13 protein-coding genes are annotated in these 16,938 nt (G+C 67.9%); 8 read left to right on the top strand and 5 right to left on the bottom strand.

The window, feature by feature from the left end; translation table 11 throughout:
• From HU751_RS02180 to HU751_RS02145, 8 genes are all read left to right on the top strand, one after another.
• Positions 1-945, top strand: coding sequence for a DUF58 domain-containing protein (locus tag HU751_RS02180; RefSeq protein WP_186734421.1), 945 nt, complete (start codon positions 1-3; stop codon positions 943-945).
• A complete protein-coding gene (locus HU751_RS02175; protein WP_186714802.1) occupies positions 942-1,436 on the top strand; it encodes a DUF4381 domain-containing protein in 495 nt (164 codons plus the stop codon). Before HU751_RS02180 ends, HU751_RS02175 begins: the two co-directional genes overlap by 4 nt.
• Positions 1,429-2,505, top strand: coding sequence for a vWA domain-containing protein (locus tag HU751_RS02170; RefSeq protein ID WP_186714801.1), 1,077 nt, complete (start codon positions 1,429-1,431; stop codon positions 2,503-2,505). The genes HU751_RS02175 and HU751_RS02170 overlap by 8 nt, the downstream gene beginning before the upstream one ends.
• Complete coding sequence (locus tag HU751_RS02165) at positions 2,502-4,220, top strand: vWA domain-containing protein (protein ID WP_186734420.1); 1,719 nt, start codon at positions 2,502-2,504, stop codon at positions 4,218-4,220. The genes HU751_RS02170 and HU751_RS02165 overlap by 4 nt, the downstream gene beginning before the upstream one ends.
• Positions 4,217-5,845: a BatD family protein gene (locus tag HU751_RS02160; RefSeq protein WP_186734419.1), complete on the top strand. Its 1,629-nt coding sequence runs from the start codon at positions 4,217-4,219 to the stop codon at positions 5,843-5,845. Before HU751_RS02165 ends, HU751_RS02160 begins: the two co-directional genes overlap by 4 nt.
• A 96-nt stretch (positions 5,846-5,941) precedes the next feature.
• Positions 5,942-7,180 (top strand): exonuclease SbcCD subunit D C-terminal domain-containing protein, encoded by a 1,239-nt coding sequence (locus HU751_RS02155; RefSeq protein WP_186734418.1) that lies wholly within the window; start codon positions 5,942-5,944, stop codon positions 7,178-7,180.
• On the top strand, positions 7,177-10,821 hold the full coding sequence (locus HU751_RS02150) for an SbcC/MukB-like Walker B domain-containing protein (protein WP_186734417.1): 3,645 nt from the start codon (positions 7,177-7,179) through the stop codon (positions 10,819-10,821). Before HU751_RS02155 ends, HU751_RS02150 begins: the two co-directional genes overlap by 4 nt.
• Positions 10,818-11,411: a glutathione S-transferase gene (locus tag HU751_RS02145; RefSeq protein WP_186734416.1), complete on the top strand. Its 594-nt coding sequence runs from the start codon at positions 10,818-10,820 to the stop codon at positions 11,409-11,411. Before HU751_RS02150 ends, HU751_RS02145 begins: the two co-directional genes overlap by 4 nt.
• A gap of 157 nt (positions 11,412-11,568) precedes the next feature.
• On the opposite strand, the gene HU751_RS02140 is transcribed toward HU751_RS02145, so the two are convergent.
• From HU751_RS02140 to HU751_RS02120, 5 genes are all read right to left on the bottom strand, one after another.
• Positions 11,569-11,745: a hypothetical protein gene (locus HU751_RS02140; protein ID WP_186714796.1), complete on the bottom strand. Its 177-nt coding sequence runs from the start codon at positions 11,743-11,745 to the stop codon at positions 11,569-11,571.
• A 270-nt stretch (positions 11,746-12,015) separates the two neighbouring features.
• On the bottom strand, positions 12,016-13,146 hold the full coding sequence (locus tag HU751_RS02135) for a lactonase family protein (RefSeq protein ID WP_186734415.1): 1,131 nt from the start codon (positions 13,144-13,146) through the stop codon (positions 12,016-12,018).
• Positions 13,112-13,402 (bottom strand): DUF5629 family protein, encoded by a 291-nt coding sequence (locus HU751_RS02130; protein WP_186734414.1) that lies wholly within the window; start codon positions 13,400-13,402, stop codon positions 13,112-13,114. The genes HU751_RS02135 and HU751_RS02130 overlap by 35 nt, the downstream gene beginning before the upstream one ends.
• A 108-nt stretch (positions 13,403-13,510) precedes the next feature.
• Entirely contained in the window at positions 13,511-15,904 is a 2,394-nt protein-coding gene (locus HU751_RS02125; protein ID WP_186734413.1) for an efflux RND transporter permease subunit, read from the bottom strand.
• Positions 15,901-16,917 (bottom strand): WD40/YVTN/BNR-like repeat-containing protein, encoded by a 1,017-nt coding sequence (locus HU751_RS02120; protein WP_186734412.1) that lies wholly within the window; start codon positions 16,915-16,917, stop codon positions 15,901-15,903. The genes HU751_RS02125 and HU751_RS02120 overlap by 4 nt, the downstream gene beginning before the upstream one ends.
• Between the last annotated feature and the right edge of the window lie 21 nt (positions 16,918-16,938).

The following is a 16,938-nucleotide window of genomic DNA, read 5'->3' as shown; positions in this document are numbered from 1 at the left end:
ATGCCCACCACGCAGCTGGCAGAACCCGGCATCCGCATCGGCCTGGCCGACCTGATCGACATGCGCCACCGCGTGCGCGAGATCCAGCTGTTCTCCCGGCCCGGCCAGCGCAGCCCGCTGGTGGGCCTGCACCACTCCAAGCTGCGTGGCCGCGGGGTGGACTTCGACCAGGTGCGGGTGTACCAGGCCGGCGACGATGTGCGCAACATCGACTGGCGCGTCACCGCGCGCACCCAGGAACCGCACACCAAACTCTTTCATGAAGAGCGCGAACGGCCGATCTTCATCATGGTCGAGCAGAGCCAGCGGCTGTTCTTCGGCTCCGGGCTGATGTTCAAGTCGGTGCTGGCAGCCCAGGCCGCGGCCCTGTTCGGCTGGGCTGCGCTGGGCCACAACGACCGCATCGGCGGGCTGGTGTTCGGCGACAGCGAGCCCCACGAGATCAAGCCACGGCGCAGCAAGCAGAGCCTGCTGCAACTGCTCAACCGCCTGGCCAAGGTCAACCAGGCCCTGCACACCGAGGCCGTGCCGCAGCCCGACAGCCTGGGCCTGGCCCTGCGCCGGGCGCGCGAAGTGCTGCGTCCGGGCAGCCTGGCCATCGTCATCTGCGACGAACGCGCCCTCAGTGCCGGCGTCGAGCAGCACCTGGCCATGCTCTCACGGCATTGCGACGTGCTGCTGATGCCGGTCAGCGACCCGCTCGACCATGCCCTGCCCGCCGCCGGCCTGCTGCGCTTCGCCCAGCGTGGCGCGCAACTGGAACTCGACACGCTGGATGCCAACCTGCGCCAGGCCTACCACCAGCAGGCCGAGGCGCGCATCGAACGCTGGGAACTGCTGGCGCAGAAGCTGCGGGTGGTGCTGATGCCGCTGAGCACCCAGAGTGAGATGATCGAGCAATTGCGCGAGTACCTGAACGCGCAGCGTCCCGGGAGCGCCAAATGAACCCGTTGGATCAGCTGCAACCGCTGATCGCACCGCCTGCCATCGGCCTGTGGCCACCGGCCCCAGGCTGGTGGCTGTTGCTGGCCTTGCTGCCATTGCTCGGCTGGGGCCTGTGGCGCCTGCGCCACTGGCGCCCGGGCAAGCGCAAGGTGGTGCGCGCCGAACTGCCGCTGGACCCGATCCGTGTCGAGGCGCTGGCGGAACTGGCGCGCCTGCCGCGCCCCTACGACGGCGCGCCGGCCGGCGCCTGGCTGCAGCAGATCAACGCCCTGCTCAAACGTCTGTGCCGCAACGACTATCCCGGTGCCAACAGCCATACCCTCAATGGCCGGCAGTGGCTGGCGTTTCTCGACAACCGCTGTCCGGCCGCCGGCCTGACCCGCTGGATGGTGCTGGTCGAAGGCACCTACAAGCCCGAGTGCAAGCTCGACGACAAGGCCATCGCCGGGCTCGCCCAGGCGGTCGAAACCTGGATCCGCAAGCATGTTTGAACTGGCCTGGCCGTGGATCTTCCTGCTGTTGCCGCTGCCCTGGCTGGCGCGCCTGGCGCTGCCCGCCGCCGACAGCGGCGAGCCGGTGCTCAAGGTGGGCTTTCTCGACGAACTCGAAGGCCTGGCCGGGCGCCGCGCGCGGCTCAATCTGCCAACCTGGCGCCAGCAGGCGCCGTTCATCCTGATCTGGCTGCTGCTGTTGCTGGCCGCCGCCCGCCCGCAGTGGCTGGGCGATCCGCTGCCGGTGTCGGCCAGTGGCCGCGACCTGCTGGTGGCGGTGGACGTGTCGGGGTCCATGGACTTCCCCGACATGCAGTGGAAGGACGACGAGATCAGCCGCCTGGACCTGGTCAAGGCGCTGATGGGCGACTTTCTCCAGGACCGCCAGGGCGACCGCGTCGGCCTGATCCTGTTCGGCAGCCAGGCCTACCTGCAGGCCCCGCTGACCTTCGACCGGCGCACCGTGCGCACCTTCCTCGACGAGGCGCAGATCGGCATCGCCGGCAAGAACACCGCCATCGGCGACGCCATCGGCCTGGCGGTCAAGCGCCTGCGCCAGCGCCCGGCGCAGAGCCGGGTGCTGATCCTGATCACCGACGGCGCCAACAACGGCGGACAGATCCATCCGCTGACCGCCGCACGCCTGGCCGCCCAGGAAGGCGTGCGCATCTACACCATTGGCATCGGCGCCAACCCCGAAGCCAGCGGCACGCCGGGCCTGCTCGGGCTGAACCCGAGCCTGGACCTGGACGAAGCCTCGCTCAAGGAGATCGCCGAGATCACCCACGGCAGCTATTTCCGCGCCCACGACGGCGCCGAGCTGGGCGCCATCGGCGACACCCTCGACCAACTGGAACCGGTGGCCCAGCAGCCGACCCAGGCGCGCACCGCCCACGCGCTGTACGCCTGGCCACTGGCCCTGGCGCTGCTGCTCAGCGTGCTGCTGGTGGTGGCCGTGCAGTGGCCGGACAACCTGTTGCAACGCCTGCTGCGCAAGCCACGCTTTTTGCAGCCCCACCCGGAATGGCGCCAGCGCCTCAAGCGCCTGCGCCTGAGGAGGCGGCGATGATCGAACTCTGGCCCCAATGGCTGCGCCCGCTCTGGCTGCTGGTGATCCCTCTGCTTGGCTGGCTGCTGTTCAAGCTCTGGCACCGACGCAAGCGCGCCGGGCGCTGGCAGCTGATCCTGCCGCAGCCGTTCCACGCGGTCTTGCTCGGCGGCGGCAGCGGCAGCACCAGCAAGCTGCCGTGGATCGCCCTGGGCCTGGCCTGGCTGCTGGTCGTCCTGGCCTTGCTCGGGCCCAGCTGGCAGCGCCTGGAGGAAACCCGCCAACGCCCGGCCGACCCGCTGGTGATCCTGCTCGAACTGACGCCGCAGATGCTCGCCGAGGACAGCACGCCGAACCGCCTGGAACAGGCCCGGCGCAAGATCCTCGACCTGCTCGAGCACCGCCGCGACAGCCAGACCGCGCTGATCGTCTACGCAGGCTCCGCCCACACCCTGGTGCCGCTGTCCGATGACCTGGGCACCACGCGCAACCTGCTCGAGGCCGTCGATCCGTCGATCATGCCGCAGCCCGGCCAGCGTGCCGACCTCGCCGTGCACAAGGGCCTGGCCCTGCTCGCTCAGAGCGGCCTCGGCCAGGGCCGCCTGCTGCTGATCGGCTCTTCACTGAGTGAGCCGGAGCGCGAAGGCATCCGCCAGGCCCTCGGACGCCAGGGCCCGAGCCTGCTGATGCTGGGTGTCGGCAGCGCCGAGGGGGCGCCGGTACGTCAGGCCAATGGCGAGTACCTGAAGGACGACCAAGGCGGCATCCTCCTGCCACGCCTGGACAGCGCCTCGCTGAAGAGCTTCATCGGCTCGACCGGCGGGCGCTACCGCCACGCCCGCATCGATGATCTCGACCTGCGCGGCCTGGGCCTGTTCGACAACCCGCGGCTGCTGCACAACGATGGCCAGACCCTGCAACTGGACAGCTGGGCCGACCAGGGCTACTGGCTGCTGCTGCCCCTGCTGCTGCTCGCCGCCTGCGCCGGCCGGCGTGGCTGGCTGTTCTGCCTGCCGCTGCTGCTGGCCTTGCCGCAACCGAGCCAGGCCTTCGAGTTCAACGACCTGTGGTTGCGTCCCGACCAGCAGGGCCAGCGCCTGCTGGAGCGGCAACGCCCGGCCGAGGCGGCTCGCCACTTCGAGGACAGCCAGTGGCGCGGCATGGCCCTGTACCAGGCCGGCGACTTCGAAGGCGCCGCCGCCGCCTTCGCCCAGGCCGGCACCGCAGCCGCCCACTACAATCGGGGTAACGCCCTGGCCCGCGCCGGCGAACTGGAGGCGGCGCTGGACGCCTATGAACAGGCGCTGGAGCGTCAGCCCGACCTGAAGGCGGCGCTGGACAACCAGGCCCTGGTCCAGCAACTGCTGCAACAGCGCCAGGCCAGCGCCGAGACACAACCGAACAACGCCGATGCCCAAGGCACCCCCGGCAACGAGACCGAAGGCAACAGCAGCTCGACCAGCAGCCAGGCCCAAGGCACACCTGGCAGCGACGAACAGGCCCAAGGCCAGCAGAACGGCGAAAGCCAGGGCAACACCCAGGCCCCACCCGGCGCTGCCGGCGGCGATGATGACAGCCTCACCCAGCCGCCCCAGCGGCCGCTCTCCACCAGCCTCGACGCCGAGCAGCGCCAGGCCCTGGAGCAATGGCTGCGGGAGATCCCCGACAATCCGGCGGAACTGCTGCGGCGCAAATTCTGGTACGAACAGCAATTGCATCAGGAAACCCCACGATGAGTCGCCTCGGCGTCTTTCTCCTAGGCCTGCTATGGAGCCTCGCGGCACAGGCCGAACCGATCCTGCAGGCCAGCGTCGACCGCACGCGCCTGGAAGCCGGCGAAACCCTGGAACTCACCCTCGAGAGCCAGGACGTCACCCAGTTCGGCAAGCCCGACCTGCGCGCCCTCGAGCCCGACTTCGAGGTGCGCGGCACGCGCCAGCTCAACAGCCTGCATACCCTGGACGGCGAGACCCGCGCCAGCACCCGCTGGATCATCACCCTGCTGCCCCGGCGCAGCGGCAGCCTGCGCATCCCCGAGCTGCAACTGGGCCAGTCGCGCAGCCAGGCCATCGAACTGCAGGTACAGCAAGCCGACAGCCAGCGCCCGGACGCGGCGGCGCAGGTGTTCGTCGAGGCCACCCTGGACAGCAGCGAGGTCTACGTCCAGGCCCAGGCCGTGCTGACCCTGCGCATCTACCATTCGGTGGCGCTGTACGACGACAGCAGCCTCAGCCCGCTGCAGCTGGAAAACGCCAAGGTCGACCCGCTGGGCGAGTCGCGCACCTACGAGAAGGACATCAACGGCGTGCGCCACGGGGTGATCGAGACCCGTTATGCGATCTATCCGCAACAGAGCGGCAGCCTTGAAGTACCGCCGCTGCGCTTCACCGCCACCGCCGCCGCCGACAATGGCGAACAGCCGGCCGGCACGCCGCGGGTCGGCCGCCAGGTGCAGGTCAGCTCGCTGCCGCTGCGCCTGACGGTCAAGCCGATCCCGGCCAGCTACCCGGCCGACCGCCCCTGGCTGCCGGCCCGCAGCCTGACTCTGGAAGAGCACTGGAACCCCGACCCGGAGCGTCAGCCGACGCAGATCGGCGACTCGCTGACGCGCAACATCACCGTGCGTGCCGAGGGCCTGTCGAGCACCCAACTGCCGCCACTGCCGGCCACCGAGGTCACCGGCCTGCGCCGCTACCCCGACCAGCCACTGCTGCGCAACGAGATCGGCGAGCGCGGCATGGTCGCCAACCGCGAGGAGCGCGAGGCGCTGGTGCCGACCCACGCTGGCGACCTGGCCTTACCGGCGCTGGAGGTGACCTGGTGGAACACCCGCGAAGACCACCTGGAGCACAGCAGCCTGCCGGCCCGCACCCTGAACGTGCAGGACAACCCGGCGCTGAGCGCCGACACGCCCGTCGGCGATGGCAACCTGAGCCCCAGCCCGCTCTGGCCCTGGCAACTGGCCACGCTGGTCCTGGCCCTGACCACCCTGCTCGGCTTCACCCTGTGGTGGCGGGCCCGCTCGCAACCGGCCGTGCTGCGCGCGGCACAGACCGGCCCGAGCCCGCGCACGCTGCTCGACGACCTCAAGCGCGCCTGCCAGGCCAACGACCCGCAGGCCACCCGCCAGGCGCTGGACGCCTGGGCCCGGCAGCAGCCGGAAACCCTGGCCGAGATGGCGGCGCGCTTCGTGCCGCTGTCCGATGCCCTGGATGGCCTGAACGGCGCGCTGTACAGCGAGAGTGGCCAGTACTGGCACGGCGACGAGCTGTGGCGCGCGATCGGCGCGATTCCGCCGGCCGAGCAGGTGCTGGCGCCGTCGGGCGAAGCGGGTAGCCTGCCGCCGCTCTATCCCAAGTAGCCTCATCGCGGGGCCAGCCCGCTCCCACGGCCCTGCGATGAGTTACCATAGCGCCCTAATCCAAACGCCCCCTGCCGCCCACCCAACGGATCTTCCATGCGTCTGTTTCACACCTCCGACTGGCACCTGGGCCAGAGCCTGCATGGCCAGGAACGCGATTTCGAACACGCCTGCTTCATCGACTGGCTGCTCGGCCAGCTGCGCCTGCGCCAACCCGACGCGCTGCTGATCGCCGGCGACATCTTCGACACGGTCAACCCGCCGGTCAAAGCCCAGGAGCGTCTCTACGACTTCATTGTCCAGGCCCACGAGCAACAGCCCAAGCTGGATATCGTGATGATCGCCGGCAACCACGACTCAGGCTCGCGCATCGAGCTGCCGGCGCCACTGATGCGCCGCCTGCGCACCCACGCCCTGGGCCGGGTGCACTGGCTCGACGAGGGCCAGCTGGACACCGAGCGGCTGCTGATCCCGTTGACCAACGCCCGTGGCAAGGTTGGCGCCTGGTGCCTGGCCCTGCCCTTCCTGCGCCCCGCCGAAGTCACCGGCCCCGCGCTGGGCGACGACTACCTGCAGGGCATCAACCAGGTCCATGAGCAACTGATCGCCGCGGCGCGCAAGAAGCGCAAGAAAGACCAGGCGCTGGTCGCCATCAGCCACGCGCACATGGCCGGCGGCAGCATCTCGGAGGACTCCGAGCGCAGCCTGATCATCGGCAACGCCGAAGCCCTGCCGGCCAAGTTGTTCGACAAGGCCATCAGCTACGTCGCCCTCGGCCACCTGCACAAGCCGCAGAAGGTCAACCGCGAGAACCGCATCCGCTACAGCGGCGCGCCGATCCCGTTGTCGTTCGCCGAGATCAACTACCCGCACCAGGTCCTGGAAGTGGAGCTGGACGGCGCCGAGCTGGTCAGCGTCGAACCGCGTCCGGTGCCCCGCGCGGTGGCCCTGCAACGGGTCGGCCCGGCGCCACTGGGTGAATTGCTCGAACAGCTCGGGCAACTGCCGGTGATCGACCTGCTCGAAGACCCCAACCGCCAGCCCTGGCTGGAAGTGCGGGTACGCCTGGACGAGCCGCAGCCCGACCTGCGCCAGCAGATCGAAGGCGCCCTGCAGGGCAAGGCCGTGCGCCTGGTGCGCATCAGCGCCGAATACGCCGGCAGCGGCCGCGCCGAGGACGACGAGCAAGCCTTCGTCGAGCTGGCCCAGATGACCCCGCAGGACCTGTTCGGCCGTGCCTGGGAGCAGGCCTACGGCAACCCCGCCGACGACCAGTCCCTGGCCGATTTCGCCGAATTGCTGCAGGACGTCCTGCAAGAGGAGGAGCAGGCATGAAGATCCTCGCCATCCGCCTGAAGAACCTGGCCTCGCTGGCCGGCCCGATCGATATCGACTTCACCGCCGAGCCCCTGGCCAGCGCCGGCCTGTTCGCCATCACCGGGCCCACCGGCGCCGGCAAGAGCACCCTGCTCGACGCCCTGTGCCTGGCGCTGTTCGGCAGCGTGCCACGGCTGAACGACATCGCCCGGGAAGCCAAGGTGCCGGACGCCGACGGCGAGATCCCCACCTCGGATCCGCGCAACCTGCTGCGCCGCGGCACCGGCAGCGGCTTCGCCGAAGTCGATTTCGTCGGCATCGACGGCGGCCGCTACCGCGCCCGCTGGGAAGCCAACCGCGCCCGCGAAAAGGCCACCGGCAAACTGCAGAACAGCCGCCAGAGCCTTTACGACCTGGACAGCGAGCAACTGCTGGTCAGCGGCAAGAACGAGTACAAGCAACTGGTCGAGGCACGCCTGGGCCTGAACTTCGAGCAGTTCACCCGCGCGGTGATGTTGGCCCAGAGCGAGTTCGGTGCTTTCCTCAAGGCCGACGACCGTGAACGCAGCGAACTGCTGGAAAAACTCACCAACACCGCGATCTACACCCGCCTGGGCCAACGCGCCTTCAGCAAGGCGCGGGAAACCGGCGAGGTTCACAACGACCTGAAGAAGCAGGCCGAGCACCTGCTGCCGATGGAGGCCAAAGCCCGCGCCGCCCTCGACCAGGCACTGGAACAGGCCCAGCAACAGTTCAAGACCGAGCAGGCGCGCCAGCGCCAGCTGGAACAGCAGCGCACCTGGTTTGCCGAACAACAGCGCCTGCAGGCCCAGCACAGCGAAGCCGGCACGGCCCTGCAAAACGCGGAACACCAGTGGCAGCAACTGGCCGAGCAGCGCGTCGACCTGCAACGCCTGGAGCGCCTGGCGCCCCAGCGCCACCAGTTCCACCGCCAGCAGCACCTGGCCGGGCAACTGGCCCCGGTGCTGGCCGATATCGAACAGCAACTGCGCCAGCAAACCGAACTGCAGCATCACACCGACGCGCTACAGCAGGCTCTGGAAACGGCCCGCCAGCACCTGGTCCAGCACCAGGCCCTGCACGGCGAAAACGCCCCGCGCCTGCGCCAGGCCTTCGCCGCCCAGGGCGACCTGGCGCGCCTGGACAAGGAGCTTGCCGAGCAACGTGAAGCCTGCACCCAGGTCGAACAGGAAGTCGGTGCAGCCCAGCAGCAACTGCAGCAGCTGGAGGACAACCAGCAGCGCAGCCTGCAACAACTGGCCCGGATCGACAGCGCCCTGGCCGAGAGCGAACCGCTCGGCAGCCTGGCCGACGCCTGGCAGGCCTACCTGCCACAACTCAAGCAGGTGATGCTGATCGGCGGCCGCCTGGCCAAGGGCCGCGAAGAGCTGCCCGGCCTGCAGGCCCAGGCCAGCCAGGCCAACGCCCAGCTGCAAGCCCAGCGCGAGCATTTCGAGCTGCTGTTCCGCGAGGCGGGTGCCGAGCCCCAGGCGCTGGCCGAACAGATCGACCTGCTCGGCGCCATGCTCCAGGACAACCGCAAGCAACAACGCGCGGTCGAGGAGCTGTCGCGCCTGCATGGCCGAGAAATGGAACTGCGCAACGGCCTCGATGCGCTGCGCGAGCGCCAGCAGCAGGCCATGCAGCAGCGCCAGCAACTGATCGGCGAAGGCACGGCGGCCAAGGCCGAACTGGAAAGCGCCGAGCAGGCGCTGACCCTGACCCGCCAGTTGCTCGAGCGCCAACGCCTGGCGCGCAACACCAGCGTCGAGGAACTCCGCGCCCAGCTGCGCGATGGCGAACCCTGCCCGGTGTGCGGCAGCGCCGAGCACCCGTTCCATCAACCCGAGGCGTTGCTGCACAGCCTCGGGCGCCACGACCAGGCCGAGGAAGCGGCGGCGCAGCAGCAGGTCGAACAGCTCAATACCAGGTTGGTGGAGCTGCGCACCCAGCTGGGCGTGGTCAACGCCCAGCTAAAGGACTACCAGCAGCAACAGCAGCAGTTGGGCGAGCAGTTGCAGCCCGTGCTCGAGCAGGTTCAGGCCCATGCCCTGTGGCCAGCGCTGGCGCCGCAGGACGACAGCGCCCGTGGCAAGTGGCTCGACGGCCAGCTGCGCCGCCTCGGCGATGGGATCGACCGCGACGAGAAACGCCAGGGCGCCCTGCTCGCCCTGCAAAAGGATGCCGCCCGCCTCACCCAGCAATTGCAGGCCGCAGGCGAAGCCCAGCAACAGGCCCAGCGCCACCTCGACCAGCAGCACCAGGCCCTGGCCGCCGACGAGCAACAACTCGCACAGGCCCTCGAAAGCCTCGAAAGCGTGCTGCCCCCGGACATTCACCAGGCCCTGCGCGACGATCCGGCCAACGCGTTCCTCGGCCTCGACCAGCAGATTGCCCAACGCCGCCAGCAACTCGACCTGCGCAAGGACGAGCTGGAAGAACAACAGGCTCGCCAGGTCCAACTGGACAAACAGCGCGATCAGCAACAGGCACGCCTGCACAGCCAGCAGCAGCTGCAACAGAAGCTCGCCGTGCTGGACGAGCAACGCCGGCAGGCCCAGGCCACCCTGGGCGAGCTGCTCGGCGAACAGTCCAGCGCCGAGGCCTGGCAGCAGCACATGGACACCCAGCTGGAGCAGGCCCGCGCCGCCGAGGCAGACAGCGCCCGGCAATTGCAGGCGCTGCACACCCAGGGCGTGCAACTGGCCGGCGAGCTCAAGGCCAACCAGCAGCGCCAGCAGGCACTGGAGCAGGAGCACCAACAGTTGCTGGGCGAAATCGCCCAGTGGCGCAGCGAACACCCGGAGCTGGACGACGCCGGCCTCGACCGCCTGCTGGCCATCGACGACAGCCAAGTGAGCGAACTGCGCCAACGCCTGCAGGCCGCGGAAAAAGCCGTCGAGCAAGGCCGCGTGCTGGTCCAGGAGCGTGAGCAACGGCTGCAGCAACATACCGCACAGGCCCATGGCGAGCTGCCCGTCGAAGCGTTGGAAACCGCCCTCGCCGAGCTGGCCGCACAGCTGGCGGCCCAAGAGCAGCAATGCGCCGAGCTGCGCGCCCAACAGGCCGAGGATCAGCGCCGGCAACAGGCCAGCCAGGCCCTGGCCGAACAGATCGACCAGGCATACCAGCAATGGCAACGTTGGGCACGCCTGAATGCGTTGATCGGCTCGGCCTCGGGCGATGTGTTCCGCAAGATCGCCCAGGGCTACAACCTCGACCTGCTGCTGCACCACGCCAACAGCCAGTTGCGCCAGCTGGCCCGGCGTTATCGCCTCAAGCGCGGCGGCAGTGCCCTGGGCCTGCTGGTGCTGGACACCGAGATGGGCGACGAGCTGCGTTCGGTGCATTCGCTGTCGGGTGGCGAGACCTTCCTGGTGTCGCTGGCCCTGGCCCTGGGCCTGGCATCCATGGCGTCGAGCACCCTGCGTATCGAATCGCTGTTCATCGACGAAGGCTTCGGCAGCCTCGACCCCGAGTCGCTGCAACTGGCCATGGACGCCCTCGACGGCCTGCAGGCCCAGGGGCGCAAGGTGGCAGTGATCTCCCACGTGCAGGAGATGCACGAGCGCATTCCGGTGCAGATCCAGGTGCGCCGCCAGGGCAATGGTCTGAGCGACGTGGAGGTGTGCGGGTGATCCTTTACTCGTTCCGCCGCTGCCCCTGGGCCATGCGCGCGCGCCTGGCCCTGCGCTACGCTGGCTGCGACGTGCAGGTCCACGAGGTGAAGATGAAGGAAAAGCCGGCCGAGCTGCTGGCACTGTCGCCCAAGGGCACGGTGCCGGTGCTCGATACCGGGGATGCGGTGCTGGAGGAAAGCCTGGACATCATGCGCTGGGCGCTGGCCCGACATGACCCCGAGGACTGGCGCCTGCAGGCCGATCCCGCCGCGGCGCAGCAGGCCGAAATGCTGATCGCGCGCAACGACGGCACCTTCAAGGCGCAGGTGAACCTGTACAAGTACGCCGAGCGCTACCCCGAGCACACCCGGGCGCACTACCGCGCCCAGGCCGAGCCCTGGCTGGCCGAGCTGGAACGCCTGCTCGAAGGCAGGCCCTACCTGCTGGCCGCTCACCCAAGCCTGGCCGACGCCGCCTTGCTGCCCCTGATGCGCCAGTTTGCCGGGGTCGAACCCGAATGGTTCGCCGAGGCGGCTTATCCGCGGTTGCGGAGCTGGTTGCAGGGCTGGCTGGCATCGCCGCTGTTCAAGGCCGTGATGGCCAAGTGAAACAGCGTGTCGCTCAAAGCGCCAGGATCGGCGCGGACATCAACAACAGCACTACCGCCGTGATACGCCACATCATGCTCTGCCCCTTTGGCGAGTCAAAAAATTAGCGTCAAATTAAATCACATGGCGTTGTGCTATTACCAATGGCTTTACACACTCAATTGACGTGCTTGCTCAGGGCCGCATGGAAATGCGCGCTCTGCTGCAGGTACTTCTGGGTGTAGCTGTGGGTGTTGGACGCCTTGGCGCTTTGCTCCAGCTGGGCATGGGCCGGCAGGACGACGGAGGCGGAGATGGCGGATGCGGCGATGACCGGGAAGAGATTGAAGTTCATGTGGGCTGACCTCGACTTCGGTGGTTGACGTTGGCCCGTCGGGGCCTTGGGTCAAAACTTACGCCGATGCGTCTGCCTGGAAAAATTCATTGCAGCAGTAGCGAATATCACCCCCATCGATAATTGGACGCACGCCCCCTGTAGGAGCGGCCTTGTGCCGCGAAAGGGCTGCACAGCAGCCCCGGCGATTGATGCATTAACGCTGAAATCCTGGGGCCGCTCTGCGGCCCTTTCGCGGCACAAGGCCGCTCCTACAGGGCAAACGCAGGTTCATTCCAAAAACTTGAGATCCGAAGGCGCCTGCTGGGGCAGCTTCTGCACCGTCTCGCCCAGCTTGCCGCTGCGCGGATCGCGGCGCATGACCACGATCTGGTTGCTCTTCTGGTTCGCCACCAGCAGGTAGTTGCCATCCGGATCGAGGGCAAACTCCCGGGGATGATCGCCCTCCACCGAACGGCGCTGCAGCAGGGTGAGTCGGCCATCGTCCTTGCCCACGGCATACACCACGATCTCGTTGGCGGTGCCGCGGTTGCTGACATAGAGGAAACGCCCATCGGCCGACAGGTGCAGGCCGCCAGCGGCCTTCGCCGCAGCGTCCGTGCTTTCGGTCAGCGGCAGGCGCTGGCGCTCGGTCAGCGCACCGTCCTGCACATCGAACACCACCACCTCGGCGCTCATCTCCAGGGTCAGGTAGGCATGCCGGCCCTTGGCGTCGAACAGCAGGTGACGCGGGCCGCTGCCAGGCGGCAATTCGACCGCAGGCGGGATCGCCGGGCTCAGCGGATGCTCGGGGCTGGCGCCGTCGTAGCGGTAGATGAACACCTTGTCGGCGCCCAGGTCGCTGGCGTACAGGTGGCGGCCATCGGGCGACAACACCAGCGAATGCACATGGGCACCGGCCTGGCGCTCGAGATTGACCTTGCTCGGCGCATGCCGGGCCTGCTGCACCACCGGCTTGAGCTTGCCGTCCCGGGCCACCGGGATCACCACCAGGCTGCCACCGGGGTCGGGGGCAACGGCGTAGTTGGCAACGAACAGGTAGCGCTGGTCGTGGCTGAGGCTGGCGTGGGTCGGCTCATCGCCCTGGCTGGGCACCTGGTTCAACAGCTTGATCTCGCCCTGCTTGCCCAGCGAGAAACTGCTGACCTGGCCCTTGGGCGTTTCATTGACCGCGAACAACTGGCGCTGGTCGGCGGACAGCACCAGCCACGAAGGGCTGACGCTCTTGACCACCTGACGGGGCGTGGCGTCGATCTGCCCCGTGCGGGAGTCGAAGTCGTAGCGGTAGATCCCTTCGCTGCCGTTGTCGGTGTAGCTGCCCACCAGCAACGTGGCGGCTTGGGCGTTGACTGACAAAGCCATGAGGCTAGCGGTCAGCAGGCGTGTCCATTTCCTGTTCATCGTCTTCTTCATCCGGGGCACGAAAAGCACTCATACAGACTAGACGATGCTCGCCTTCGTCACTGGCCAGGCTCCAGTCGTCGCCCGCGCCGGTGGCGGCGGCGACCTGGTCGGGGGTGAAGGACCAGCGACGCAGCTGGCGGCCGTCCATGCACTCGATGGTGAGGCCGGATGCGTCGAAGGTGAAGTCGAAGGCGTGCAGGCCGTCGATCAGGAGCATGTCGCAGGATGCGAGGGCGCTGGCGAGGGTGGTCATGGAGGCACCGATTGAGAAAAATGGCCGCCATTATACGCATCGCGGGGCAAGCCCGCTCCCACGCCAGGTAGGTCGTGGGAGCGGGCTTGCCCCGCAATCAGACCTCGATCAGTGAGCGAAGATCGAACCACCCTCCTTGCCCGCCAGCTTCTCCGGTTTGATCAGGAACCGCGCCAGCGCCGGCAGCAGCCACAGGGCGCCGAACATGTTCCACAGCAGCATGAAGGTCAGCATCAGGCCCATGTCGGCCTGGAACTTGATGGCCGAGAAGATCCAGGTGCACACGCCGATGGCCAGGCACAGGCCGGTGAACAGCACCGCCTTGCCGGTGGAGCGCAGGGTCTCGTAGTAGGCCTCCTGCAACGGCAGGCCGGCACGCAGGAAGCTCTCCAGGCGGCTGTAGATGTAGATGCCGTAGTCCACGCCGATACCCACGCCCAGCGCCACCACCGGCAGCGTGGCGACCTTCACGCCGATGCCCATGAACGCCATCAGCGCGTTGCCCAGCACCGAGGTCAGCACCAGCGGCAGGACGATGCACAGCGTCGCGGCGAACGAGCGGAAGGTGATCATGCACATCACCGCCACGCAGATGTAGACCAGGATGAGGATGGTCAGCTCGGCCGACTTGATCACCTCGTTGGTGGCCGCCTCGATGCCGGCGTTACCCGCCGCCAGGAGGAACTGCAGGCCTTCCTTGTTGTGGCTGTCGGCAAAGGCCTTGGCCGCGGCGGTGACCCGCTCCAGGGTCTCGGCCTTGTGGTCGTTGAGGAACACCAGCACCGGCGCCAGCGAGCAGTCGGCGTTGTACAGGCCGTCAGCGCGGGCGATGGAGTTGTTGAGGATGTCCGGGTTGCGCGACAGGGTCTCCCATTTCAGGCTGCCCTCGTTCATGCCCTTGATGACCTGTTTCGACACGGTCACCAGGGAGATGGTCGACTGCACCCCCGGGGTGTTGTCCATGGTCCACATCAACTCGTCGATCGGCGCCATGGTCGAGTGGATCGAGCAGCTCTCGGCCGGGGTCTTGACCATGATCACCAGTACGTCGGAACTGGTCGAGTAGTTGCTGATGATGAAGCTGTTGTCCTGGTTGTAGCGCGAGTCCGGGCGCAGCTCCGGCGCGCCCTGGTCGAGGTCGCCGATCTTCAGGTTCTGGCTGTACCAGAGGCCACCGGCGAAGGCCAGCAGCGCCAGCACCACCGACACCGGCGCCACCTTGGCGCTGGCGAAGTTGGACAGCAGGCGCCAGAACGGGTGCTCACGGGTGGCGTCCTTCTTGCTGCGGGCGATGGCCTTCTGGCTGATGCCGACGTAGCTGATCGCCACCGGCAGCAGGATCAGGTTGGTGAAGACGATCACCGCCACGCCGATCGAGGCGCCGATGGCCAGCTCGCGGATCACCCCGATGTCGATGATCAGCAGGGTGATGAAGCCCACGGCGTCGGCGAGGATGGCGATCATCCCCGGCAGGAACAGCTGGCGGAAGGTACGCCGCGCCGCGGTCAGGGCGTTGTCGGCGTCGCTGGACTGCAGGGCGATGCCGTTGATCTTCTGCACCCCGTGGGAGATGCCGATGGCGAAGATCAGGAACGGCACCAGCATCGAGTACGGGTCCAGGCCGAAGCCCACCGCGTGCATCAGGCCCAGCTGCCAGACCACCGCCACCAGGGTGGTGATGAGCACGGCGATGGTGCTGCGGATGCACCAGGTGAACCAGTACAGCAGCGCCCAGGTGATCACCAGCGCCACGCCGAAGAACATTGCCACCATCACCAGGCCGTCGATCAGGTCGCCGACCTTCTTGGCGAAGCCGACGATGTGGATCTTCACGTTGGGGTTCTGCGCCTGGAACTTGTCGCGAATCTTCTCTTCCAGCTGGTGCGAGAACTGCTGGTAGTCGAGCTTGACCTGGCGCCCCGGGTCCTGCGGGTCGGGGTAGCTTTCCAGCAACGGGATGTCGATGATGCTGGACTTGAAATTGTTGGCCACCAGGCGCCCGACCTGGCCGGACTTGAGCACGTTGTCGCGCAGGGTGTCGAGGCTGTCCTGGGAGCCGTTGTAGGTGTTGGGGATCACCTCGCCGCCGGAGAAGCCCTCTTCGGTGACCTCGCTCCAGCGCACGCTGGGGCTCCACAGCGACTTCAGCCCCGCGCGGTCGACGCCGGGGATGTAGAACACCTCGTCATGGATCTGGCGCAGGGTCTCCATGTAGTCCTTGTCGAAGATATCACCCTTGGTCGACTCCACCGACACACGCACGGTGTTGCCGAGGTTGGCCAGGTCGTTGCGGTGCTCGAGCATCTGTTCGATGAACGGATGCTGCAGCGGAATCATCTTCTCAAAGCTGGTGGAGGGGCGGATCTGCGTGGCTTGCCAGAACAGGAAGATGCTCACCAGCACGCAGATGGCGATGACGATGGGGCGGTTGTTGAAGATCAGGCGTTCCAGCAGGGTGGCCTTGTCCTTGTGCTGCATGTCGAAGCTCTCCCGGCTGGTCATGGACGCGCCTCCTGGGTGCCGTCGGCCGAGGCCAGGTGCACGCCCCCTTGCCCGACCAGCAGCAGGCCGCCACCGCCCAGGCCGCTGACGCCCGACAGGGCAATGCGGTCGGCGCGGTTACGCACGCTGAAGGTCTGCCCATCGTCATGGCTGCGCAGCACGCTGCCGCCATTGCCGACCAGCACCAGGCTGCCGTCTTCGAGAAGCGTAGCGCTTGCCAGGCCGAATTCGAGCGGGCCGCGTTCGGCCTTGAGCTCGATCGGCTGCCAGCTGTCGCCGAAATCGGTGGAGCGGAACAGGTTGCCGCGCAGGCCGTAGGCCAGCAGGGTGTTGGGCTGGGCGGTGCCGATCACGCCGAACAGCGAGCCCTCGTAGGGGCCCTGGACCTTGGTCCAGCTCTGGCCGGCGTCGCTGGAGCGGAACATGCCGCCCTGCTCGCCGACGATGAACAGGCCGGCGTCCTTCACCAGGGTGATGGCGTTGAGGTGCAGCTGGTCGGGGTTGTCCAGGCGTTCGGCGACGTCCTGCCAGTGCTGGCCGCCATCGAGGGTTTCCAGCAGGGCGCCGTAGGCACCCACGGCGAAGCCGTGCTGCGGGTCGAGGAAGCGCACATCGAGCAAGGGGGCCTCGCGGGACAGGTCTTCGAACTGCTTGCTCCAGGTCGCGCCGCCGTCGCTGCTGGCGAGGATCTGCGCGTCGTGGCCGACGGCCCAGCCGCGCTTGTCGTCGAGGAAGAACACGGCGGTGAGCAGTTGCCGGGTGGGGACCCGGGCCTGGGTCCAGGTCTTGCCCTGGTCGTCGGAGAACAGAATGTGGCCGCGATCGCCGACCACCACCAGGCGTTGCCCGGCATGGGTGGCGCCGATCAACAGGCTCTGGCTGGCCTTGGCCGACTCCACCGAGTATTCCTCGGCGGCCACCGCCGCCAGGACATGCCCGGCCCCGATACCCAGCGTCAGCGCCAGCATCGCGCTGGCCGCCAGGCTGTAGCGTGCCCTTGCCCGCTCTCTCATGACTGCCCCCTGTTGTGTTCT

The sequence above is a fragment of the Pseudomonas peradeniyensis genome, from assembly GCF_014268935.2.
Lineage (GTDB): Bacteria > Pseudomonadota > Gammaproteobacteria > Pseudomonadales > Pseudomonadaceae > Aquipseudomonas > Aquipseudomonas peradeniyensis.
The sequence above is the reverse complement of the archived record's forward strand: the minus strand, read 5'-3'. Positions and strand labels throughout refer to the sequence as shown.

Bases quoted from the DNA above. Each gene is read 5' to 3' on its own strand.
- HU751_RS02170 (WP_186714801.1), top strand. From the start codon at position 1,429: ATGTTTGAACTGGCCTGGCCGTGGATCTTCCTGCTGTTGCCGCTGCCC.
- HU751_RS02130 (WP_186734414.1), bottom strand. From the start codon at position 13,402: ATGACCACCCTCGCCAGCGCCCTCGCATCCTGCGACATGCTCCTGATC.
- HU751_RS02120 (WP_186734412.1), bottom strand. From the start codon at position 16,917: ATGAGAGAGCGGGCAAGGGCACGCTACAGCCTGGCGGCCAGCGCGATG.
- HU751_RS02155 (WP_186734418.1), top strand. From the start codon at position 5,942: ATGCGTCTGTTTCACACCTCCGACTGGCACCTGGGCCAGAGCCTGCAT.
- HU751_RS02160 (WP_186734419.1), top strand. From the start codon at position 4,217: ATGAGTCGCCTCGGCGTCTTTCTCCTAGGCCTGCTATGGAGCCTCGCG.
- HU751_RS02175 (WP_186714802.1), top strand. From the start codon at position 942: ATGAACCCGTTGGATCAGCTGCAACCGCTGATCGCACCGCCTGCCATC.
- HU751_RS02125 (WP_186734413.1), bottom strand. From the start codon at position 15,904: ATGACCAGCCGGGAGAGCTTCGACATGCAGCACAAGGACAAGGCCACC.
- HU751_RS02135 (WP_186734415.1), bottom strand. From the start codon at position 13,146: ATGAACAGGAAATGGACACGCCTGCTGACCGCTAGCCTCATGGCTTTG.
- HU751_RS02150 (WP_186734417.1), top strand. From the start codon at position 7,177: ATGAAGATCCTCGCCATCCGCCTGAAGAACCTGGCCTCGCTGGCCGGC.
- HU751_RS02165 (WP_186734420.1), top strand. From the start codon at position 2,502: ATGATCGAACTCTGGCCCCAATGGCTGCGCCCGCTCTGGCTGCTGGTG.
- HU751_RS02140 (WP_186714796.1), bottom strand. From the start codon at position 11,745: ATGAACTTCAATCTCTTCCCGGTCATCGCCGCATCCGCCATCTCCGCC.
- HU751_RS02180 (WP_186734421.1), top strand. From the start codon at position 1: ATGCCCACCACGCAGCTGGCAGAACCCGGCATCCGCATCGGCCTGGCC.